At 67.1% G+C, this 15,058-nt stretch carries 14 protein-coding genes; 9 read left to right on the top strand and 5 right to left on the bottom strand.

The window, feature by feature from the left end:
* Nucleotides 1-7 precede the first annotated feature (7 nt).
* From QVN30_RS07565 to QVN30_RS07545, 5 genes are all read left to right on the top strand, one after another.
* A complete protein-coding gene (locus QVN30_RS07565; protein ID WP_289835978.1) occupies nt 8-886 on the top strand; it encodes a tetratricopeptide repeat protein in 879 nt (292 codons plus the stop codon).
* Nucleotides 873-1,343: an SsrA-binding protein SmpB gene (gene smpB / locus QVN30_RS07560; RefSeq protein WP_066834647.1), complete on the top strand. Its 471-nt coding sequence runs from the start codon at nt 873-875 to the stop codon at nt 1,341-1,343. Before QVN30_RS07565 ends, smpB begins: the two co-directional genes overlap by 14 nt.
* Nucleotides 1,344-1,452: 109 nt before the next feature.
* The gene (locus QVN30_RS07555; protein WP_289827394.1) at nt 1,453-1,956 is read left to right on the top strand and encodes a flavin reductase family protein; all 504 of its coding nucleotides are present in this window, start codon (nt 1,453-1,455) and stop codon (nt 1,954-1,956) included.
* Nucleotides 1,957-2,113: 157 nt separating this feature from the next.
* Nucleotides 2,114-2,254 carry a rubredoxin-like domain-containing protein gene (locus QVN30_RS07550; protein ID WP_066834651.1) on the top strand — a complete coding sequence of 47 codons (141 nt, stop codon included), beginning with the start codon at nt 2,114-2,116 and terminating at the stop codon, nt 2,252-2,254.
* A gap of 114 nt (nt 2,255-2,368) precedes the next feature.
* On the top strand, nt 2,369-3,055 hold the full coding sequence (locus QVN30_RS07545; RefSeq protein ID WP_289835976.1) for a Bax inhibitor-1 family protein: 687 nt from the start codon (nt 2,369-2,371) through the stop codon (nt 3,053-3,055).
* Nucleotides 3,056-3,164: 109 nt separating this feature from the next.
* On the opposite strand, the gene QVN30_RS07540 is transcribed toward QVN30_RS07545, so the two are convergent.
* The 4 genes from QVN30_RS07540 to QVN30_RS07525 form a co-directional block, all read right to left on the bottom strand.
* Nucleotides 3,165-3,605 (bottom strand): TFIIB-type zinc ribbon-containing protein, encoded by a 441-nt coding sequence (locus tag QVN30_RS07540; RefSeq protein ID WP_239283358.1) that lies wholly within the window; start codon nt 3,603-3,605, stop codon nt 3,165-3,167.
* Nucleotides 3,606-3,809: 204 nt separating this feature from the next.
* Nucleotides 3,810-4,082: a metal-sensing transcriptional repressor gene (locus QVN30_RS07535; protein WP_087200515.1), complete on the bottom strand. Its 273-nt coding sequence runs from the start codon at nt 4,080-4,082 to the stop codon at nt 3,810-3,812.
* Nucleotides 4,083-4,094: 12 nt separating this feature from the next.
* Nucleotides 4,095-4,316 (bottom strand): heavy-metal-associated domain-containing protein, encoded by a 222-nt coding sequence (locus tag QVN30_RS07530; RefSeq protein WP_087200514.1) that lies wholly within the window; start codon nt 4,314-4,316, stop codon nt 4,095-4,097.
* Nucleotides 4,317-4,364: 48 nt separating this feature from the next.
* Nucleotides 4,365-6,695 carry a heavy metal translocating P-type ATPase gene (locus tag QVN30_RS07525; protein WP_289835975.1) on the bottom strand — a complete coding sequence of 777 codons (2,331 nt, stop codon included), beginning with the start codon at nt 6,693-6,695 and terminating at the stop codon, nt 4,365-4,367.
* A 205-nt stretch (nt 6,696-6,900) separates the two neighbouring features.
* On the opposite strand from QVN30_RS07525, the gene QVN30_RS07520 reads away from it, so the two are divergent.
* The 4 genes from QVN30_RS07520 (at nt 6,901) to QVN30_RS07505 (ending at nt 12,896) form a co-directional block, all read left to right on the top strand.
* Nucleotides 6,901-8,874, top strand: a complete 1,974-nt coding sequence (locus tag QVN30_RS07520; protein WP_289835973.1) for a bifunctional metallophosphatase/5'-nucleotidase — start codon at nt 6,901-6,903, stop codon at nt 8,872-8,874.
* A gap of 144 nt (nt 8,875-9,018) precedes the next feature.
* A complete protein-coding gene (locus QVN30_RS07515; protein WP_289835972.1) occupies nt 9,019-9,309 on the top strand; it encodes a DNA-binding protein in 291 nt (96 codons plus the stop codon).
* 218 nt (nt 9,310-9,527) lie between these two features.
* Nucleotides 9,528-11,378, top strand: a complete 1,851-nt coding sequence (locus QVN30_RS07510) for a DEAD/DEAH box helicase (RefSeq protein ID WP_289835971.1) — start codon at nt 9,528-9,530, stop codon at nt 11,376-11,378.
* Between the two features lie 474 nt (nt 11,379-11,852).
* Complete coding sequence (locus QVN30_RS07505) at nt 11,853-12,896, top strand: CPBP family intramembrane glutamic endopeptidase (RefSeq protein WP_289835970.1); 1,044 nt, start codon at nt 11,853-11,855, stop codon at nt 12,894-12,896.
* An 86-nt stretch (nt 12,897-12,982) separates the two neighbouring features.
* On the opposite strand, the gene QVN30_RS07500 is transcribed toward QVN30_RS07505, so the two are convergent.
* Complete coding sequence (locus QVN30_RS07500) at nt 12,983-15,001, bottom strand: YgiQ family radical SAM protein (protein WP_289835969.1); 2,019 nt, start codon at nt 14,999-15,001, stop codon at nt 12,983-12,985.
* Nucleotides 15,002-15,058 lie beyond the last annotated feature (57 nt).

Genomic DNA, 15,058 nt, shown 5'->3' with positions numbered 1-15,058 from the left:
GGAACTTGTGGAACTGCCCATTTCCGAACGAGATATCGCGCAGGCGGAGAGCTACCTCGCCGCAGGCGACCTGCCGTCGGCGACCCCGCTGCTCGAGCGCCTAGTCGAGCAGGCCGAGGAGTACATCGACGCCGAGTGCCAGGCGACCGACAAGGTCCAGTACTTCAGCTTCGCCGACGCCTTCGAGCGCCTGGCGTACCGTCGGGTGGAGCGCGACCCGCGCGAGCTCGTGCAGGTCGGCGCGCCGTTCGACCGGCTGTACGCGGCGCTGTCGTTCGCCTATATCAACCAGGAGGATTACGTCAGCGCCAAGAACACGCTCACGCAGGCGGTGCGCTGGGATCCCATGAACTGCGCCTACCGGCTCGACCTGGCCGAGCTGCACCGCGCGCTCGGCAACACCCAGGAGTGGGCGGCGCTGAGCTTCTCGGTGATCGAGCGCGCGTCGGACGGGCGCTCGGCGGCCCGCGCCTACGCCAACCTCGGCCAGTTCTTCCTCGACAACCACAATGCGCTGGCGGCAAGCGGCTGCGCCCGCGTGGCGAGCAAGCTCGCGCCCCATGACGGTCGCGTCGAGGCGCTTGCCGGGCGCCTTGCGGCGGAGCGCCCCGAGGCCGCAGAGGCTTCCGACGAGGAGGCGGAAGCCGAACTCGCCTCTCAGGGCGTCGACGCCACGCCGTCGGCCGATATGGCCGTCTGCCTGCTGATGTGCGCCTCCGATGCCGCCGCGGCGGGAGACCGCAACGAGGCGACGCGCCTGACGGTCCGTGCGCGCGGCCTGATCGGCGACGAAGCCTGCCGCGCCCTGGTCAAGCTCATCCGCGAGTCCGATGCCGAGCTGGCGCGGGAGCGCGCCGAAGGAGGGGAGGGCCATGCCGAGTCGTAAAGAGCGCAAGACGATCGCCAAGAACCGCTCCGCGCATCACGAGTACTTCATCGACGAGACGTTCGAATGCGGTGTCGTGCTCGCGGGCACCGAGGTGCGCAGCCTGCGGGAGCGCGCGTGCCAGATCACCGACACCTTCGCCTTGATCCGCGGAGGGGAGTGCTGGCTCGTCGGCGTGCACATCCATCCCTACAGCCACGGCTCGATTTTCAACCGCGACCCCGATCGCCGTCGCAAGCTGCTGCTTCATCGCAAGCAGATCGACTATCTCGACGGCAAGCTGCGCAACCGCGGGTACGCGCTCGTGCCGCTCGAGCTGTATTTCGACGACAACGGGCGCGTGAAGCTCACGCTCGGGCTCGGACGCGGCAAGAAGCTCTACGACAAGCGCGAGGACATGGCCAAGCGCGACATGCAGCGCGAGATCGATCGCGCCCTCAAGGCGCGCAGCCGCTAGACGGTGCCGAGGGCCCCGTACCCGATAGGGGGTATCAGCCCCCATGAATGCGGGTACGCTACTGTCAGGGCCGGCGTGTCCGCATACTACGTTTGAGGGGAGCGATCATATGGATCAGACCGCACTGTTCAAGATGAGCTACGGCTTGTACGTGGTCTCCGCCGAGGCGGACGGGCAGCGTGCAGGCTGCGTCATCAACACGGCGACGCAGGTGACCGCCCTGCCGCCGCGCCTGATGGTCGCCGTCCACAAGGACAACGTGACGACCGGCGTCATCCAGCGCGCGGGCGCCTTCACCGTGACGGCGATCGACATGACGGCCGATATGCCCTATATCGGCAACTTCGGGTTTCGCACGAGCGCCAACTTCGACAAGTTCGAGAAGTACGGCTGCGAGATCTCCGCGGTGGGAAGCCCGTACTCTCCCGAGCACGTGTGCGCGCTGTTCGCGTGCAAGGTGGTCGATACCGTCGACGTGGGCACGCATCTGCTGTTCATCGGCGACGTCGTGGACGCGCAGAGGCTCTCCGACGAGGAGCCGTTGACGTACAGCTATTACCACTCGACCCTAAAGGGCAAGACGCCGCCCAAGGCTTCAAGCTATCAGGCTTAGCACATACGGACGGTGCGGGAGCAACGTACCGTCCGGTAAATGTTACTAATAATGTGTCCTATTTGCGAAGATGGGCCAATGCCGGAATCTGGGAATAGTTTTTCTCGATGACGGATATACTACGGATTACGGTCATCGCCTACGAAAGGATTCAATCATGGCTGACGAGAAGAAGTATAAGTTCGTGTGCGTCGTGTGCGGCTACGAGGTCGAGGTCGACACCCCCGAGCTGCCTGAGGATTACGTCTGCCCCGTGTGCGGCGTCGGTCCCGATCAGTTCGAGCTCGTCGAGGAGTAGCATCGCTGCTTCTTGCGCACGATCGCCCCGGCGGCCTCGCGGCTGCTGGGGCCTTTTGCTATATCGGGCCCCCGCGCCCTTCTGCGGGGAAGCGCATAGAAAGGATGTGGTGACATGAACGAGATCGAGCGCAACGTATCGCCGCTGCACATCGAGCGGACGGCGCCTGCCATCAGCCCGCGCATGTTCAACCTGGTCATCGCCGGCCTCATCTTCGCAGGCTTCTGCGTGATGGGGATCGGCACCCATGTCGTGACGTCGCCGGCGTTCATGAGCTGGCTGGTGCGGCATCCCATCATGTACCTGGTCATCAGCCTCGTCGGAAGCATCGCGGGCATCGTCATCATGAGCGGCGCGGTCAAGCGCCAGTCCGTGGTGCGCTCGCTGATCGGGTACGCCCTGTTCGTCTGCACGTTCGGGCTTCTGTGCTCGATGGCGGTGAGCGCCTACGACCTTCCGACCGTCAACGCCGCCTTCACCGCGACGGCGGGCATCACGGTCGTCTTCGGCGCCCTCGGCCTCGTGATACCGCAGGTGTTCCGTCGGCTCATGGGCGTGTTCTCCGTGGCGCTGCTCGCCCTGCTCGTGGTCCAGCTCGTCATGATGTTCATGGGCGTCGACCAGACGTGGCTCGACATCGCGATCGTCGTGGTGTTCTGTGGCTTCATCGGCTACGACATGCATCAGGCGACGCTGATCGAGACCACGCTGCCCAATGCGGTCTTCATGGCGTGCAATCTGTTCTTGGATATCATGAACGTCTTTATGCGCCTGCTGAACATCTTCGGCAACAACCGATAGGGACGGTTGCCGCGCGCAGGTTCCGTAAGACCCAAAAAAGGCGCCCCGAACCGCTGGGTTCGGGGCGCCTTTTGCGTGCGATGCGAGAAAGCAATCGATCAGTGGTTCCCTAGGACTTCTTCTCCACCTTGGTGCCGCAGCGCGGGCAGGTGATGCGGATGCGACCCTTGCCGCGGGGAACGGAGAGGATCTGGCCGCAGTTCTTGCACTTGAAGTACATCGTGGTCTTGCGGTTGTCCCACATCTTCTGCGCCGTGCGCTTCTTGCGCTCGAAATCGGCGGCAGCGGCGGACTGCTTGCCGCGCGGGCGGCTGCCGGATGCGAAGCCGCTCAGGAACGGGACCTTGGAGATCGCGTCGAGGAAGGCCTGGTTCTCATGGTCACGTGCGGGGCTCTCGGGCATAAAGGCGCGCACGAGGGCGAGGATGACGATGATCAGGGCGATCCAGCCCAGGAAGGAGACCGAGAAGATCGAGCCGATGAGCGCAAGCACCATGCTCAGGCCACCGAGTGCGGTGCTCAGCTCGTCGACGCCATGACGGCCGTTCATGAAATTCTGCATTGATCCGAGCCTCGTTTCTATGGCAGATAGATACAACTCAAAAAAGTGTACCTGTTTTTTCATACCTGTGTGGGCGAAACCCCGATTTCACCACCGTTTGATGCGATGGAGTCGAAAACGGGACCGACGGGATGCGCCCCGTCACCATGCCGATGGCGACGGGGCGCGGACGTTGCGTCGATGGGCGAGGGGCTACTTCGCCAGCTTCTCGATGACGGTCTCGATCTCGCTGAGCTTGGCGTCCTTCTCCTGCTCGTCGCCCGTCTCCATTGCCGTGCGCACGCAGCCCTCGACGTGCGCCTTGAGCACGTCGGCGTTGATGCGCGCGAGCAGCGACTGGGTCGCCATGAGCTGGGTCGACACGTCGATGCAGTAGCGGTCTTCCTCCACCATGCGCAGGATCCCGTCGATCTGCCCGCGTGCCGTCTTGAGCAGGCGCGTGATGCGCTCGCGATCGGCTACCATGCGAGGCCCCGTCTACGCGGCCTGGATGCTGACGACCTTGAAGCTGTCGCCCGCGCCCTCGACGGCCGCCGTGAGCTGGTCGGTCGTGACCTCGTCGGCGCACTCGACGGTGACCGTGTTGGTCTCGTGGTCGGCGTCGGCGTCGGTCACGCCCGCGATGTTGAGCAGTGCGCTCTCAACGGAGGCGTCGCAGTGGCCGCAGTGGAGGCCTTCGGTCTTGATGGTGTAGTTCATGATGTGCTCCTCTCCTGCACGAAAACGCTTTGCTTTCCGTGCATCATATTACTTCGCCGCGTCGGCGATTGTGGGACGAAAGCCGCGCAGGCGCAGCGCGTTGGCGACCACGCAGACGCTCGACAGGCTCATGGCCGCCGCGCCGAACATGGGCGAGAGCTGCCAGCCGAGAACGGGGTACAGGACGCCGGCCGCCAGCGGGATGCCGAGGCTGTTGTAGAACAGCGCCCAGAAGAGATCCTGCTTGATGTTGCGGATCACCGCGCGCGACAGCTCGATGGCGCGGGCGACGTCGAGCAGGTCGCTGTGCATGAGCACGACGTCCGCCCCCTCCTTGGCCACGTCGGCGCCGGTGCCGATCGCCAGGCCCACATCGGAGCGGGCGAGCGCGGGGGAGTCGTTGATGCCGTCGCCCACCATGGCCACCACGTGGCCGGAATCCTGCAGCTCGCGCACGTGGCGCTCCTTGTCGGCGGGCAGGACGTCGGCGATCACGTCGGAGAGGCCGACGGCGCGCGCGATGGCGTCGGCGGTCAGCCGGTTGTCGCCGGTGAGCATGACCGCCTTCACGCCCAGGCGGCCGAGCGCCGCGATGGCGGCGGGACTCGTGGGCTTCACCTCGTCGGCGACTGCGATCGTGCCTGCGAGCTCCCCGTTCTTGGCGAAGAACAGCGGGGTCTTGCCCGCGCGGGCGAACGATTCGAGCTGGGCGCGGTCGACATCGATGCCGAGCTCGGCCATGAGCTGGGCGTTGCCGGCGGCGATGGGGTTGGTGCCCTCGCGCGCCGTCACGCCGCGGCCGGGGACCGCCCGGAAGTCGGCGACGGAGCGGGCGACGATGCCGCGCTGGTCGGCGAGCGCCATGATCGCCTCCGCCAAGGGGTGCTCGCTCGATTTCTCGAGGGCGGCGGCAAGCTTGAGCAGCTGCTTTTCGCTCATGGAGCCCCCGTCGGCGCGCACGGCGGGCAGGATGTCGGTCACGGCGGGCCTGCCCTGCGTGACGGTTCCGGTCTTGTCGAGCACGACGGTGTCCACGTTGTGCAGCGTCTCGAGCGCCTCGGCGCTCTTGAACAGCACGCCCATCTCGGCGCCCTTTCCGGTGCCGACCATGATGGCCACGGGCGTGGCGAGGCCGAGGGCGCACGGGCAGCTGATGACCACGACGGCCACGCCGGCGGTGAGCGCCTCGTTGACGTTGCCGGTCACGACCATCCAGACGATGAACGTGGCGAGCGCGATGAGCAGCACGGCCGGCACGAAGACCGCCGCGACCTTGTCGGCCATGCGGGCGATGGGGGCCTTGGTGGCGTTGGCGTCCTCGACGAGCTGGATGATCTTGGCGAGGCTCGTGTCGGCTCCGACGCGGGTGGCGCGGAACGTGAACGAGCCGGTGCGGTTGATGGTCGCCGCATGCACGGTGTCGCCGGGGTTCTTCTCGACGGGGATTGATTCGCCGGTGAGCGCCGCCTCGTCGATGGAGGAGGAGCCCTCGAGCACGATGCCGTCGACGGGCACCGACTCTCCCGGGCGCACGCGGACCGTCTGGCCGACCTGGATGGCGTCGACGTCGACCGTCTGCTCGCCGCCGTCGGCATCGACGACGGTCGCGGTCTTGGGGGCGAGGTCGATGAGTGCCTCGATGGCCGAGCCGGTCTTGGATTTGGAGCGCGTCTCCAGGTACTTGCCCACCGTCACGAGCGTGAGGATGGTGCCCGCGCTCTCGAGATACAGGTTGTCCATGGCGGTGGCCGCCGCGCCGTGGACGTCGCCGTATGCGAGCTGGTCCGCCATGACGAACATGGCGTAGACCGACCACGCGACGCTCGCCGTGGCGCCGATGGCGATGAGCGCATCCATGGTCGGCGCGCGGTGGAGCAGCGACTTGTAGCCGTTGATGAAGTAGGCGCGGTTCATGTACAGGATGGGCAGCAGCAGCACCAGCTCGGTCAGGGCGAGCGTCATCGCGTGGATGTGGTCGGTGAAGACCGCCGGCAGCGGCCAGCCGAGCATGTGCCCCATGCCGATGTAGAACAGCGGGACGAGGAAGACGATCGAGGTGATCAGGCGCGTCTTCATCGCGGCGGCCGTCGCCTCGAGCTTTTTGGTGGGCGACTCGTGATGCGCGGCGCCCGGCCCAGCCGCCGCGGCACCCGCGGCTGCGGGGGCCGCCACGAGCGACGCCGAGTATCCGGCGCGATCGACGGCGGCGCAGATGTCGTCGGGGGTGACCTGCGATTCGTCGAAATCGACGGCCATGGATCCCGAAAGGAGGTTGACCGAGACGTCCGAGACGCCCGCGAGGTTGCAGACGGCCTTGTTGACGTGCGCCTCGCACGCCGCGCAGGTCATGCCGCCCACATCGAATTTCTCATGAGCCATGCCGGCTCCCTTCTCTCTGGTTGCTGCGCCCATCATACACCTACACCCCCTGGGGGTGTCTAGTCCCTGTTGCAGATCGTCAGGCGTTCGGATGCCGCGCTCGCCGTCTGCATTCGCTCTTGTGGGGTCGCGTTCGTTCTTTTTCGGCTCCTCCGTCCCGTCGCGCATCCTATAGTGGTTCTCGTCTGCATTAAGGAGGATGTCCATGTCGAAACACAGAGGATCGCGCCGCAGGATGCCCGTGCGCGCGGCGATCATAGCCGCCGCCTGCCTGCTCGGCATCGCTGCGCCGTCGAGCGCGTTCGCCGAGCGCGTCGACGACGAGGTCGCCATCGCGTTCACCAACGACGTTCACTGCGCGGTCGACGGATCTGCCGGAGAGGCCCTCGGCTACGCGGGCGTCGCCGCCGCGGTCGATAGGCTCGAGGCCGCATACGGCGAGGCCAACGTGACCGTCATCGATGCGGGCGACGCCATCCAGGGCGGGCCGGTCGGCCTGCTGACGGAAGGCGAGGCCATCGTCCGCCTCATGAACGCCGTGGGCTACGACTACGCCGTGCCTGGCAACCATGAGTACGACTACGGCATGCAGCGCCTGCTGAGCCTCGTCGAGCTGTCCGACGCCACGTACCTGTCCTGCAACTTCACGGAGCTCGGGTCGGGCGCGCCGGTGTTTTCCCCGTACGCCGTCAAGACCTACGAGGCGAAGCCGGCGGCAGGGGATGCCGACGGCGTGCTCAAGGTCGCCTACGTGGGCATCACCACGCCCGAGACGCTCACCAAGTCCTCGCCGGCATCGTTCACCGACGCTGACGGCACCTTTATCTACGGCTTTTCGGAGGACGAGACGGGCGAGGCGCTCTATGCGCGCGTGCAGGCCGCCGTTGACGCCGCGCGCGCCGAGGGGGCCGACTACGTGGTCGCCGTGGGGCATCTGGGGCGCTCCGGCATCACCGACCGCTGGACGAGCGACGCGGTGATCTCCCATACGACCGGCATCGACGCCTTCATCGACGGCCATTCGCACGAGAGCTACGTGACGAGCGTCGCGAACGAGGACGGCCGTCAGGTCCCGCTCGCCCAGACGGGCACCAAGCTCGCCGCGGTGGGCGAGCTCACCATCGATCCCGACGACCCGGACGGCGAGGTCCTGAGCTTCGAGCTCACGTCGGCAGCCGATTTCACCGAGACCGCCGACGACGTCCAGGCGCAGGTGGATGCCGTGGACGCCGAGCTCGCCGAGGAGCTCGACCGCGTCGTGGGGGAGAGCGCCGTCGCTTTGGTGAGCGAGGACGAGCAGGCGGGCCTGTATGTGCGCCTGGGCGAGACCAACATGGGAGATTTCGTGGCCGACGCGTACCGCGCGGCGACCGGCGCCCAGATCGCGATCGTCAACGGCGGCGGCGTGCGCTCGTCGATCGACGCCGGGCCGATCACCAACAACGACCTGTACGGGGTGCAGCCGTTCGGCAACGAGCTCAGCATGGTCGAGGCGACCGGCCAGCAGATCTTGGACGCGCTCGAGATGGGCGTCAGCGAGTATCCCGAGGCGAGCGGCGGCTTCCTGCAGGTATCGGGCCTGACTTACGCGGTGCGCACCGATATCCCCTCGTCGGTCGAGGTGGACGACCACGGCGCCTTCCTGCGCGTCGCGGGCGAGCGGCGCGTGCGCGACGTGTGCGTGGCGGGCGAGCCGATCGACCCCGCGCGCACCTATACGCTTGCAAGCCACGGGTACCTGCTCCACGAGGGCGGCGACGGCATGACGATGTTCGAGGATTGCCCGGTGCTGCTCGAAAACGCCATGACGGACGTCCAGGGGCTGATGACCTATCTCTCCGAGAATCTGGGCGGCGTGGTTTCCGATGCGTACGCGGATCCTGCGGGCGATGGGCGCATCGTGATGACGACGGGCGAGCCCGACCCCGAGCCTGAGCCTGAACCGACGCCCGACCCCGAGCCGGGCGAAGAGCAGCCTTCTCAACCTGCAGATGAGCCGACGGATTCCGAAGGTGACCAGGGGGAGTCGTCCGATATGGAGTCGAACACTTCGCGCACGCCGGGCGATCTGCCCCAGACGGGGGATACGAGCTTGGCGGGTATGGCGGTTGCCGGCGGCGCGGGCGCGCTGTGCATCGCTGGCGGTGTCGTGTTGCTCACCCGTCGCAAGCACGATTAAGATTGTTTGCCCAGCGCGGGAGGAGATGGCGCACGGATAGAGTTTCCGCAGGTATAAACGGGATTCTGATGTTTCCGTCCCGCCCTCGAGGGGTACAAGAAGCGCAGCCGGCGGGCATGCCTGTCGGCTGCGCTTCTTTTCCGCGTGCGCTGCGCGCTCACGTCCGAATGGGAGGTCGACATGGGCTTTTTCTCCGAGTTTTCCAAAGCGTTGAACGGCGACGATGCGGGTGAGCGCTACACGGTGGCGGGACATTCGGTGACGTGTTCCCATTGCGGAGGGACGCGCTTCCATGAAAGCACAGCGCTGCTTGACGGACGCGCCGCCTCGATGTTCGGCGTCGAGTGGGCTGGCGGATCTGCCGTGACGCTCACGTGCGCGAAGTGCGGCCATGTCGAGTGGTTCGCCAGCGGGAAGCTTGTCGAGCGGACGTAGCGCGCTTCGCGGAGTTGTTCGGGCGCTTCATTCGTGGTGTTCGGGTGTTTCCATCGCTTTCCCACAGGGTTTATCTGCTCAGTTCGTATACTGTTCGGTCGGCGGATCCTGCTCCATCGCGCAAACCGGCCGCAGAAGGCATAGGCGCGAACCGCTGAGAGTGTTTACGTGTCTGACGTTCACGGCGCCTTGCGCCGTGCGGAATGGATTGTGCATTTATGCCTACAACTGAACAGATTTCCCCGACGTTTGCCGACCTTGGCCTGTCCCAAACGGTGCTGAGCGCGGTTGCCGATATGGGCTATGAGACCCCGACGCCGGTCCAGGCCGCGGCCATCCCGGAGGTCCTCGCCGGTCGCGACCTGCTGGCCGCGGCCCAGACGGGCACGGGCAAGACCGCCGCGTTCCTGCTCCCGCTCATGGACAAGCTCGACCATGTCGCCCCGCCCGTGAAAAAGGGCGAGCGCGGGCGTCGCCGCAAGCGCCTGGCGCGCGGTCGCGGCCCGCTCATGCTCGTCATCACGCCCACGCGCGAGCTCGCCCAGCAGATCGATACCGTGTGCCACGCCGTCGCGCGCCGCACGGGTCATGTCGCGGTGACCGTCGTCGGCGGCGTGGGCTACGTCCCCCAGAAGCAGGCGCTCGCGCGCGGCTGCGACATCCTGGTCGCCACGCCGGGCCGCCTGGTCGACCTGATCGAGCAGGGGTCCGCGAATCTCGACGAGGTCAGCGTGCTCGTGCTCGACGAAGCCGACCGCATGCTCGACATGGGCTTTTTGCCGCAGGTGCGCGCCATCGTCGAGAAGTGCCGCACCGATCGCCAGACGCTGCTGTTCTCCGCGACGCTCGACGAGGGCCGCGTCGGCTCCATCACCGACCTGGTGCGCGATCCCGCTCGCGTCGAGATCGCCCCGGTGACCTCCACCGCCGAGACCGTCGATCAGTACGTCTGCCCGGTGGCGCTTGACGCCAAGAACGGGGCGCTCACGGCGGTGCTCAAGAAGGAGGGCCCCGAGCGCGTGATCGTGTTCGTGCGCACCAAGCGCCGCGCCGACACCTGCGCCCGCAGGCTCGAGCGCTCCGGCATCAAATGCGGCGCCATCCACGGCGACCGCAGCCAGGCCCAGCGCGAGCGCGCCCTGCGCGACTTCCGCGAGGGCAAGGTACAGGTGCTCGTGGCGACCGACGTGCTTGCGCGCGGCATCGACATCTCCGACGTGCGCTACGTCGTGAACTTCGACGTGCCCGAGGAGCCGACCGACTACATCCACCGCATCGGCCGCACGGGTCGCGCCGGCGAGGAGGGCTGGTCGCTCACGTTCGTGACCCGCGACGATATCGACGAGTTCTTCGATATCGAGGCCCTGATGGGCAAAACGGCGGATCTCTACGACGCCGAGGGCATCGATCTTGGCTCCGACGCGCCCCGCGTCGATCCCGACCGCGTGCCCGCCGACCACGTCGCAGGCAAGAAGGAGAAGAAGCGTCGTCGCCAGAAGGCCAAGAAGGCCAACGAGCGCCGCGAGCGCCGCGAGAAGAAGCAGCGCGCCCCCCGTCAGCGCGACATCGCCCGCCGCGCCGCCCGCGATGCGGCCCGCGCCGCACAGGAGGAGGCGCCCGAGAAGGCGTCCCGTCCCTCAGCGCGCAAGCGCCCCGGCAAGGTGCGCGTCCGCGAGGACGAGGGCGTGCGCACGGAGGCTCGCGCCGAGGTCGAAGCGGCCGCTCCGGCCAATCGCGCCCAGCGCCACGCCGCCCAGTTCGCCGAGCAGGCCGATGAGCGCGGCCATCGCGAGCGATTCGAGGGCTCCCGCGAGGGCCGTCGCTCGCCGCACAGCTCCGCGCGCGACCGCAAGGGGAGCGCGAGGCGCGAGGATCGCGACGATCGTTCCGCGCGTCCGGCTCGCCCGTCTCGCGACACCTGGCGCAACTACGATGAGCCGAGCTCGCGCGAGCGCCGCGGCGGCAAGGGTGGCGCCAACCGCGGTGGGCGCGGATTCCAGCACCCCTCCGACCGAAACCGTTCGTCTCGCCGTCCCGGCGACCGCGGCGGCAGGAGCTCTCGCCACTAGGGAAGCGCCGACGCGAGCCTGAGACGATGCGCATTGCGGCCCGAGTCCTTCAGCGAGGACCCGGGCCGTCTTTGTATCGATCGGGAGCGTGACGCGAACTGTGGATTCGGGCGAGGCTGCGCGGCGCGAGAGGCGCGGAGACGGCCCATCTTGCTGGGGGGCGCTCGGGCCGCCGCGTCACCTTCCCGCAAAAACCGTCGCGACGGATTTTGCGGGAACGGCGGGGACATCCTGCATAACGGCCAATACGATACGGCCACTCACCTCGTGGTTCTGCAGTCTGCTCGAGTGATATGCATATTTCGTCCGAGCTTCCTGCAAAAACCGTCGCGACGCCAGGCATGGGTTGGAACGGACCCGTCCCCAACCAACCCATGGGTGTGCCTATAGGGCGCTTCCTTAAAAATGGCATGCTGCCGCGTTTTCGCCGTTTGGAATGCGGGAGCGCGGGGATACTGCTTGCGAGGTGAAGCTATGAACGAGATTCCGCAGCACGTATCGGACGATCGGTCCCGGCAGGGTTGCGCCCCTGTGCCCGGCGCCCCCGTCTCGCCCCTCGATGCTCGACTGTCCATGCCGCGCCCCTCTGATACGCCTGAGTTGCCGGTGGTCAACGCCGTGCGCTGGCTGCTCGCCGCACTCGGGGCGGCGTTTGCCGTGTATGCGACGCAGCTCGTGTCGATTGCCGTCGGGTCGTTCGCGGTCGCGCTCGTGTTGCTGCAGCTTACGGCCACGACGGATGTTGCCGCCCTTGCCGCCCAGATCGCCATCCCCGTCCAGATCATCTCCGAGCTCGCGGTGTTCGCGGTGGTCCTTCCGTGGTGGCTTCGCGTCCGGCCCGTCTCCTTCCTGCAGGGACGCAGACGGACCCCTCGCTCGCGCGCGTTGGGGGTGGTTGCCGTTGTGCTGCTGGGAGTAGGTCTGCAGATGGTGATCAGTTATGCGCTGGGCTTGCTGCTGCCGCTGTTTCCCGATGTCAAGACGGAGTACGATACGCTGACCGACAACCCCGTCATGAACGAGTTCTCCGTGGCGGCGGTCCTGATCCTGGCGGTCGGCGCTCCGCTGACCGAAGAGCTCGCATGTCGCGGCGTGGTGTTCGAGTTCGCCCTTCGCGCCATGTGCCCCAAGCAGGCCGGCCGCTGGAGGGATCGCGCATGGCGTACGGCCCGAAGCCAGCCGTGCCCTCCGCTCGGTGCGGTTCCGCCGCGCGCGTTCTGGCTCGCCAACATCGTGCAGGCGGTGCTGTTCGGCGCCCTGCATCTCAATATCACCCAGTTCGCATATGCCACGGTCATGGGCCTGATCGCGGGTTGGCTCGTCTGGCAAACCGGAAGCCTGCTGCCCAGCATGGGCCTGCACCTGGTCATCAACTTCTGCGCCTACTTCGTCAACGAGATCGCGACGGTGCTCGAGGCGGGAGGCGTCGTGTTCGCCATCACTGCGTCGGCGGCTATGGTCGGGGCGGGATTGTGGCTGTTTCGTCGGGCTGTGGACCGTCCCGCGCCGTTGCCGTAAGGGGTTTTGGGCCCGCGAGGCCCCGGCAGGTCCTCTGTGAACAACGTGATGGCCGAACGGGCGCCCAGCACGGACAAAACTGTCCGCTATGGCCGTCTTCTGCTTCCGCGTGCGCCCTCGCGCCCCTGCGCGGCCCGATTGCGACCGTGCGGCGCGGCGCCGGAGGGTCCCTTGCCGCCCTTGCCGAACTTCCCGCCCCGCTTATCCTGCTGCTTGCCGGCAAAACCGCCGCCCGTCTTGCCGCCGGCGCCCTTGCCCTTGCCTTTGCCCTTGGCGGCGCCCGGCCGCGGCGGCACGGGGCGGATCAGGCAGTGCCGGTCGTAGCCGATGAGGTCGGTGCGTCCCGCGCGCTGCAGCGCCTCGCGCACCAGCTTGTAGTTCTCGGGCTTGCGGTACTGGATCAGGGCGCGCTGCATGGCCTTCTCGTGCGGGTCGCGCGCCACGTACACCGGCTCCATCGTGCGCGGGTCCACGCCCGTGTAGTACATGCAGGTGGACATCGTCGACGGCGTCGGGTAGAAATCCTGCACCTGCTCGGGCATGTATCCCATGTCGCGCACGGCTTCCGCCAGCTCGACGGCCTCCTTCATCGTCGAGCCGGGATGGCTGCTGATGAGGTAGGGCACCACGTACTGCTCCAGGCCGTAGCGCTCGCACAGGTCGTCGAACCGACGGCAGAACGCGTCGTAGACGGCACGGCTGGGCTTGCCCATGATGGAGAGCACCGCATCGCTCACGTGCTCGGGCGCCAGCCTCAGCTGGCCGCTTACATGGTGCTGGACGAGTTCCGTCAGGAACCTGTCCGATCGGTCGGCCATGGCGTAGTCGAAGCGGATGCCGCTGCGCACGAAGACCTTCTTCACGCCGGGAATATGGCGCAGGTCGCGCAGCAGGTCGGCGTATCCGTCCTCGTCGACGACCATGTTCTTGCATACGCTCGGCCACAGGCAGCGGCGATTCGCGCACACGCCGTGTTTGCGCTGCTTGTCGCAGGCGGGACGGAAGAAGTTGGCCGTGGGCCCGCCCACGTCGGAGATATAGCCCTTGAAGTCGGGATCGCGGGTGAGCGCCTCCGCCTCGCGGATGATGCTCTCGCGGCTGCGCACCTGCAGCGCGCGGCCCTGATGGAACGCGAGCGCGCAGAACGAGCATTCCCCGAAGCACCCGCGGTTGGACGTGATGGAGAACTTGACCTCGGAGAACGCCGGCACGCCGCCGGCCTCATCGTAGTCGGGGTGCCAGGCGCGCGCGTACGGAAGCTCGTGGACCGCGTCCATCTCCTCGGTCGAAAGCAGGGCCGCCGGCGGGTTCTGCACCACGTACACCCCATGCGGATAGGGCTCCACAAGGCGGTGGGCGGTGATGTGGTCCATGTTGCGATACTGGATGGCGAAGCTGCGCGCGTACGCCAGGCGGTCGGCCTCGAGATCGTCCCACGAGGGGAGCAGCTCGTAATCGTAGACCTCGGCAAGCGCCTGCTCGCCGCCGCTCACGCGGTAGACCGTGCCGTCGACATACGTGATCTGGTCGATGGGCAGGCCCGCGGCGAGCGCGTCGGCCACCTCGACGATGGCGTGCTCGCCCATGCCGTACAGCACGAGGTCGGCGCCGGAATCGAGCAGGATGCTGCGCTTGAGGGAGTCGGACCAGTAATCGTAGTGGGCAAGTCGGCGCAGGCTCGCCTCGATGCCGCCCAAGATGATGGGGACGTGCTTGAATGTGCGGCGGATGAGGTTGCCGTAGACGGCGGCGGCGTGGTTGGGCCGCGCGCCCGCGACGCCGCCGGGCGTGTAGGCGTCGGTTCGGCGACGATGCTTGGTGACGGAGTAGTGGTTGACCATGGAGTCCATGTTGCCCGCTGAGACCAAAAAGCCCAGGCGCGGCTCGCCGAGCGCGGCGATGCTTGACGGGTCGCGCCAATCCGGCTGGCAGATGATGCCGACGCGGTATCCGTGCGCCTCGAGCACCCGCGTGATGATGGCCATGCCGAACGAGGGGTGATCCACGTACGCGTCGCCGCAGACGTAGACGAAATCGCAGGCATCCCAGCCGCGCGCGTCCATGTCGGCGCGGGAGACGGGAAGGAACTGCGAGCGGTCGGCCATGGGGACTCCAATCCATTACCTGCGCGGTGACGGGCATCGCGCGATTCTGATCGTGTC

It is taken from the genome of Collinsella ihumii, assembly GCF_030385545.1.
Classification (GTDB): domain Bacteria; phylum Actinomycetota; class Coriobacteriia; order Coriobacteriales; family Coriobacteriaceae; genus Collinsella; species Collinsella ihumii.
Note: the sequence above shows the minus strand (reverse complement) of the source record. Positions and strands in the feature narration are given on the sequence as shown.

What these genes read in the sequence shown, in the direction of transcription:
- QVN30_RS07520 (WP_289835973.1), top strand. Translation starts at nt 6,901, where the DNA reads ATGTCGAAACACAGAGGATCGCGCCGCAGGATGCCCGTGCGCGCGGCG.
- QVN30_RS07500 (WP_289835969.1), bottom strand. Translation starts at nt 15,001, where the DNA reads ATGGCCGACCGCTCGCAGTTCCTTCCCGTCTCCCGCGCCGACATGGAC.
- QVN30_RS07555 (WP_289827394.1), top strand. Translation starts at nt 1,453, where the DNA reads ATGGATCAGACCGCACTGTTCAAGATGAGCTACGGCTTGTACGTGGTC.
- QVN30_RS07535 (WP_087200515.1), bottom strand. Translation starts at nt 4,082, where the DNA reads ATGGTAGCCGATCGCGAGCGCATCACGCGCCTGCTCAAGACGGCACGC.
- QVN30_RS07525 (WP_289835975.1), bottom strand. Translation starts at nt 6,695, where the DNA reads ATGGCTCATGAGAAATTCGATGTGGGCGGCATGACCTGCGCGGCGTGC.
- QVN30_RS07545 (WP_289835976.1), top strand. Translation starts at nt 2,369, where the DNA reads ATGAACGAGATCGAGCGCAACGTATCGCCGCTGCACATCGAGCGGACG.
- QVN30_RS07550 (WP_066834651.1), top strand. Translation starts at nt 2,114, where the DNA reads ATGGCTGACGAGAAGAAGTATAAGTTCGTGTGCGTCGTGTGCGGCTAC.
- smpB (WP_066834647.1), top strand. Translation starts at nt 873, where the DNA reads ATGCCGAGTCGTAAAGAGCGCAAGACGATCGCCAAGAACCGCTCCGCG.
- QVN30_RS07505 (WP_289835970.1), top strand. Translation starts at nt 11,853, where the DNA reads ATGAACGAGATTCCGCAGCACGTATCGGACGATCGGTCCCGGCAGGGT.
- QVN30_RS07540 (WP_239283358.1), bottom strand. Translation starts at nt 3,605, where the DNA reads ATGAACGGCCGTCATGGCGTCGACGAGCTGAGCACCGCACTCGGTGGC.
- QVN30_RS07510 (WP_289835971.1), top strand. Translation starts at nt 9,528, where the DNA reads ATGCCTACAACTGAACAGATTTCCCCGACGTTTGCCGACCTTGGCCTG.
- QVN30_RS07530 (WP_087200514.1), bottom strand. Translation starts at nt 4,316, where the DNA reads ATGAACTACACCATCAAGACCGAAGGCCTCCACTGCGGCCACTGCGAC.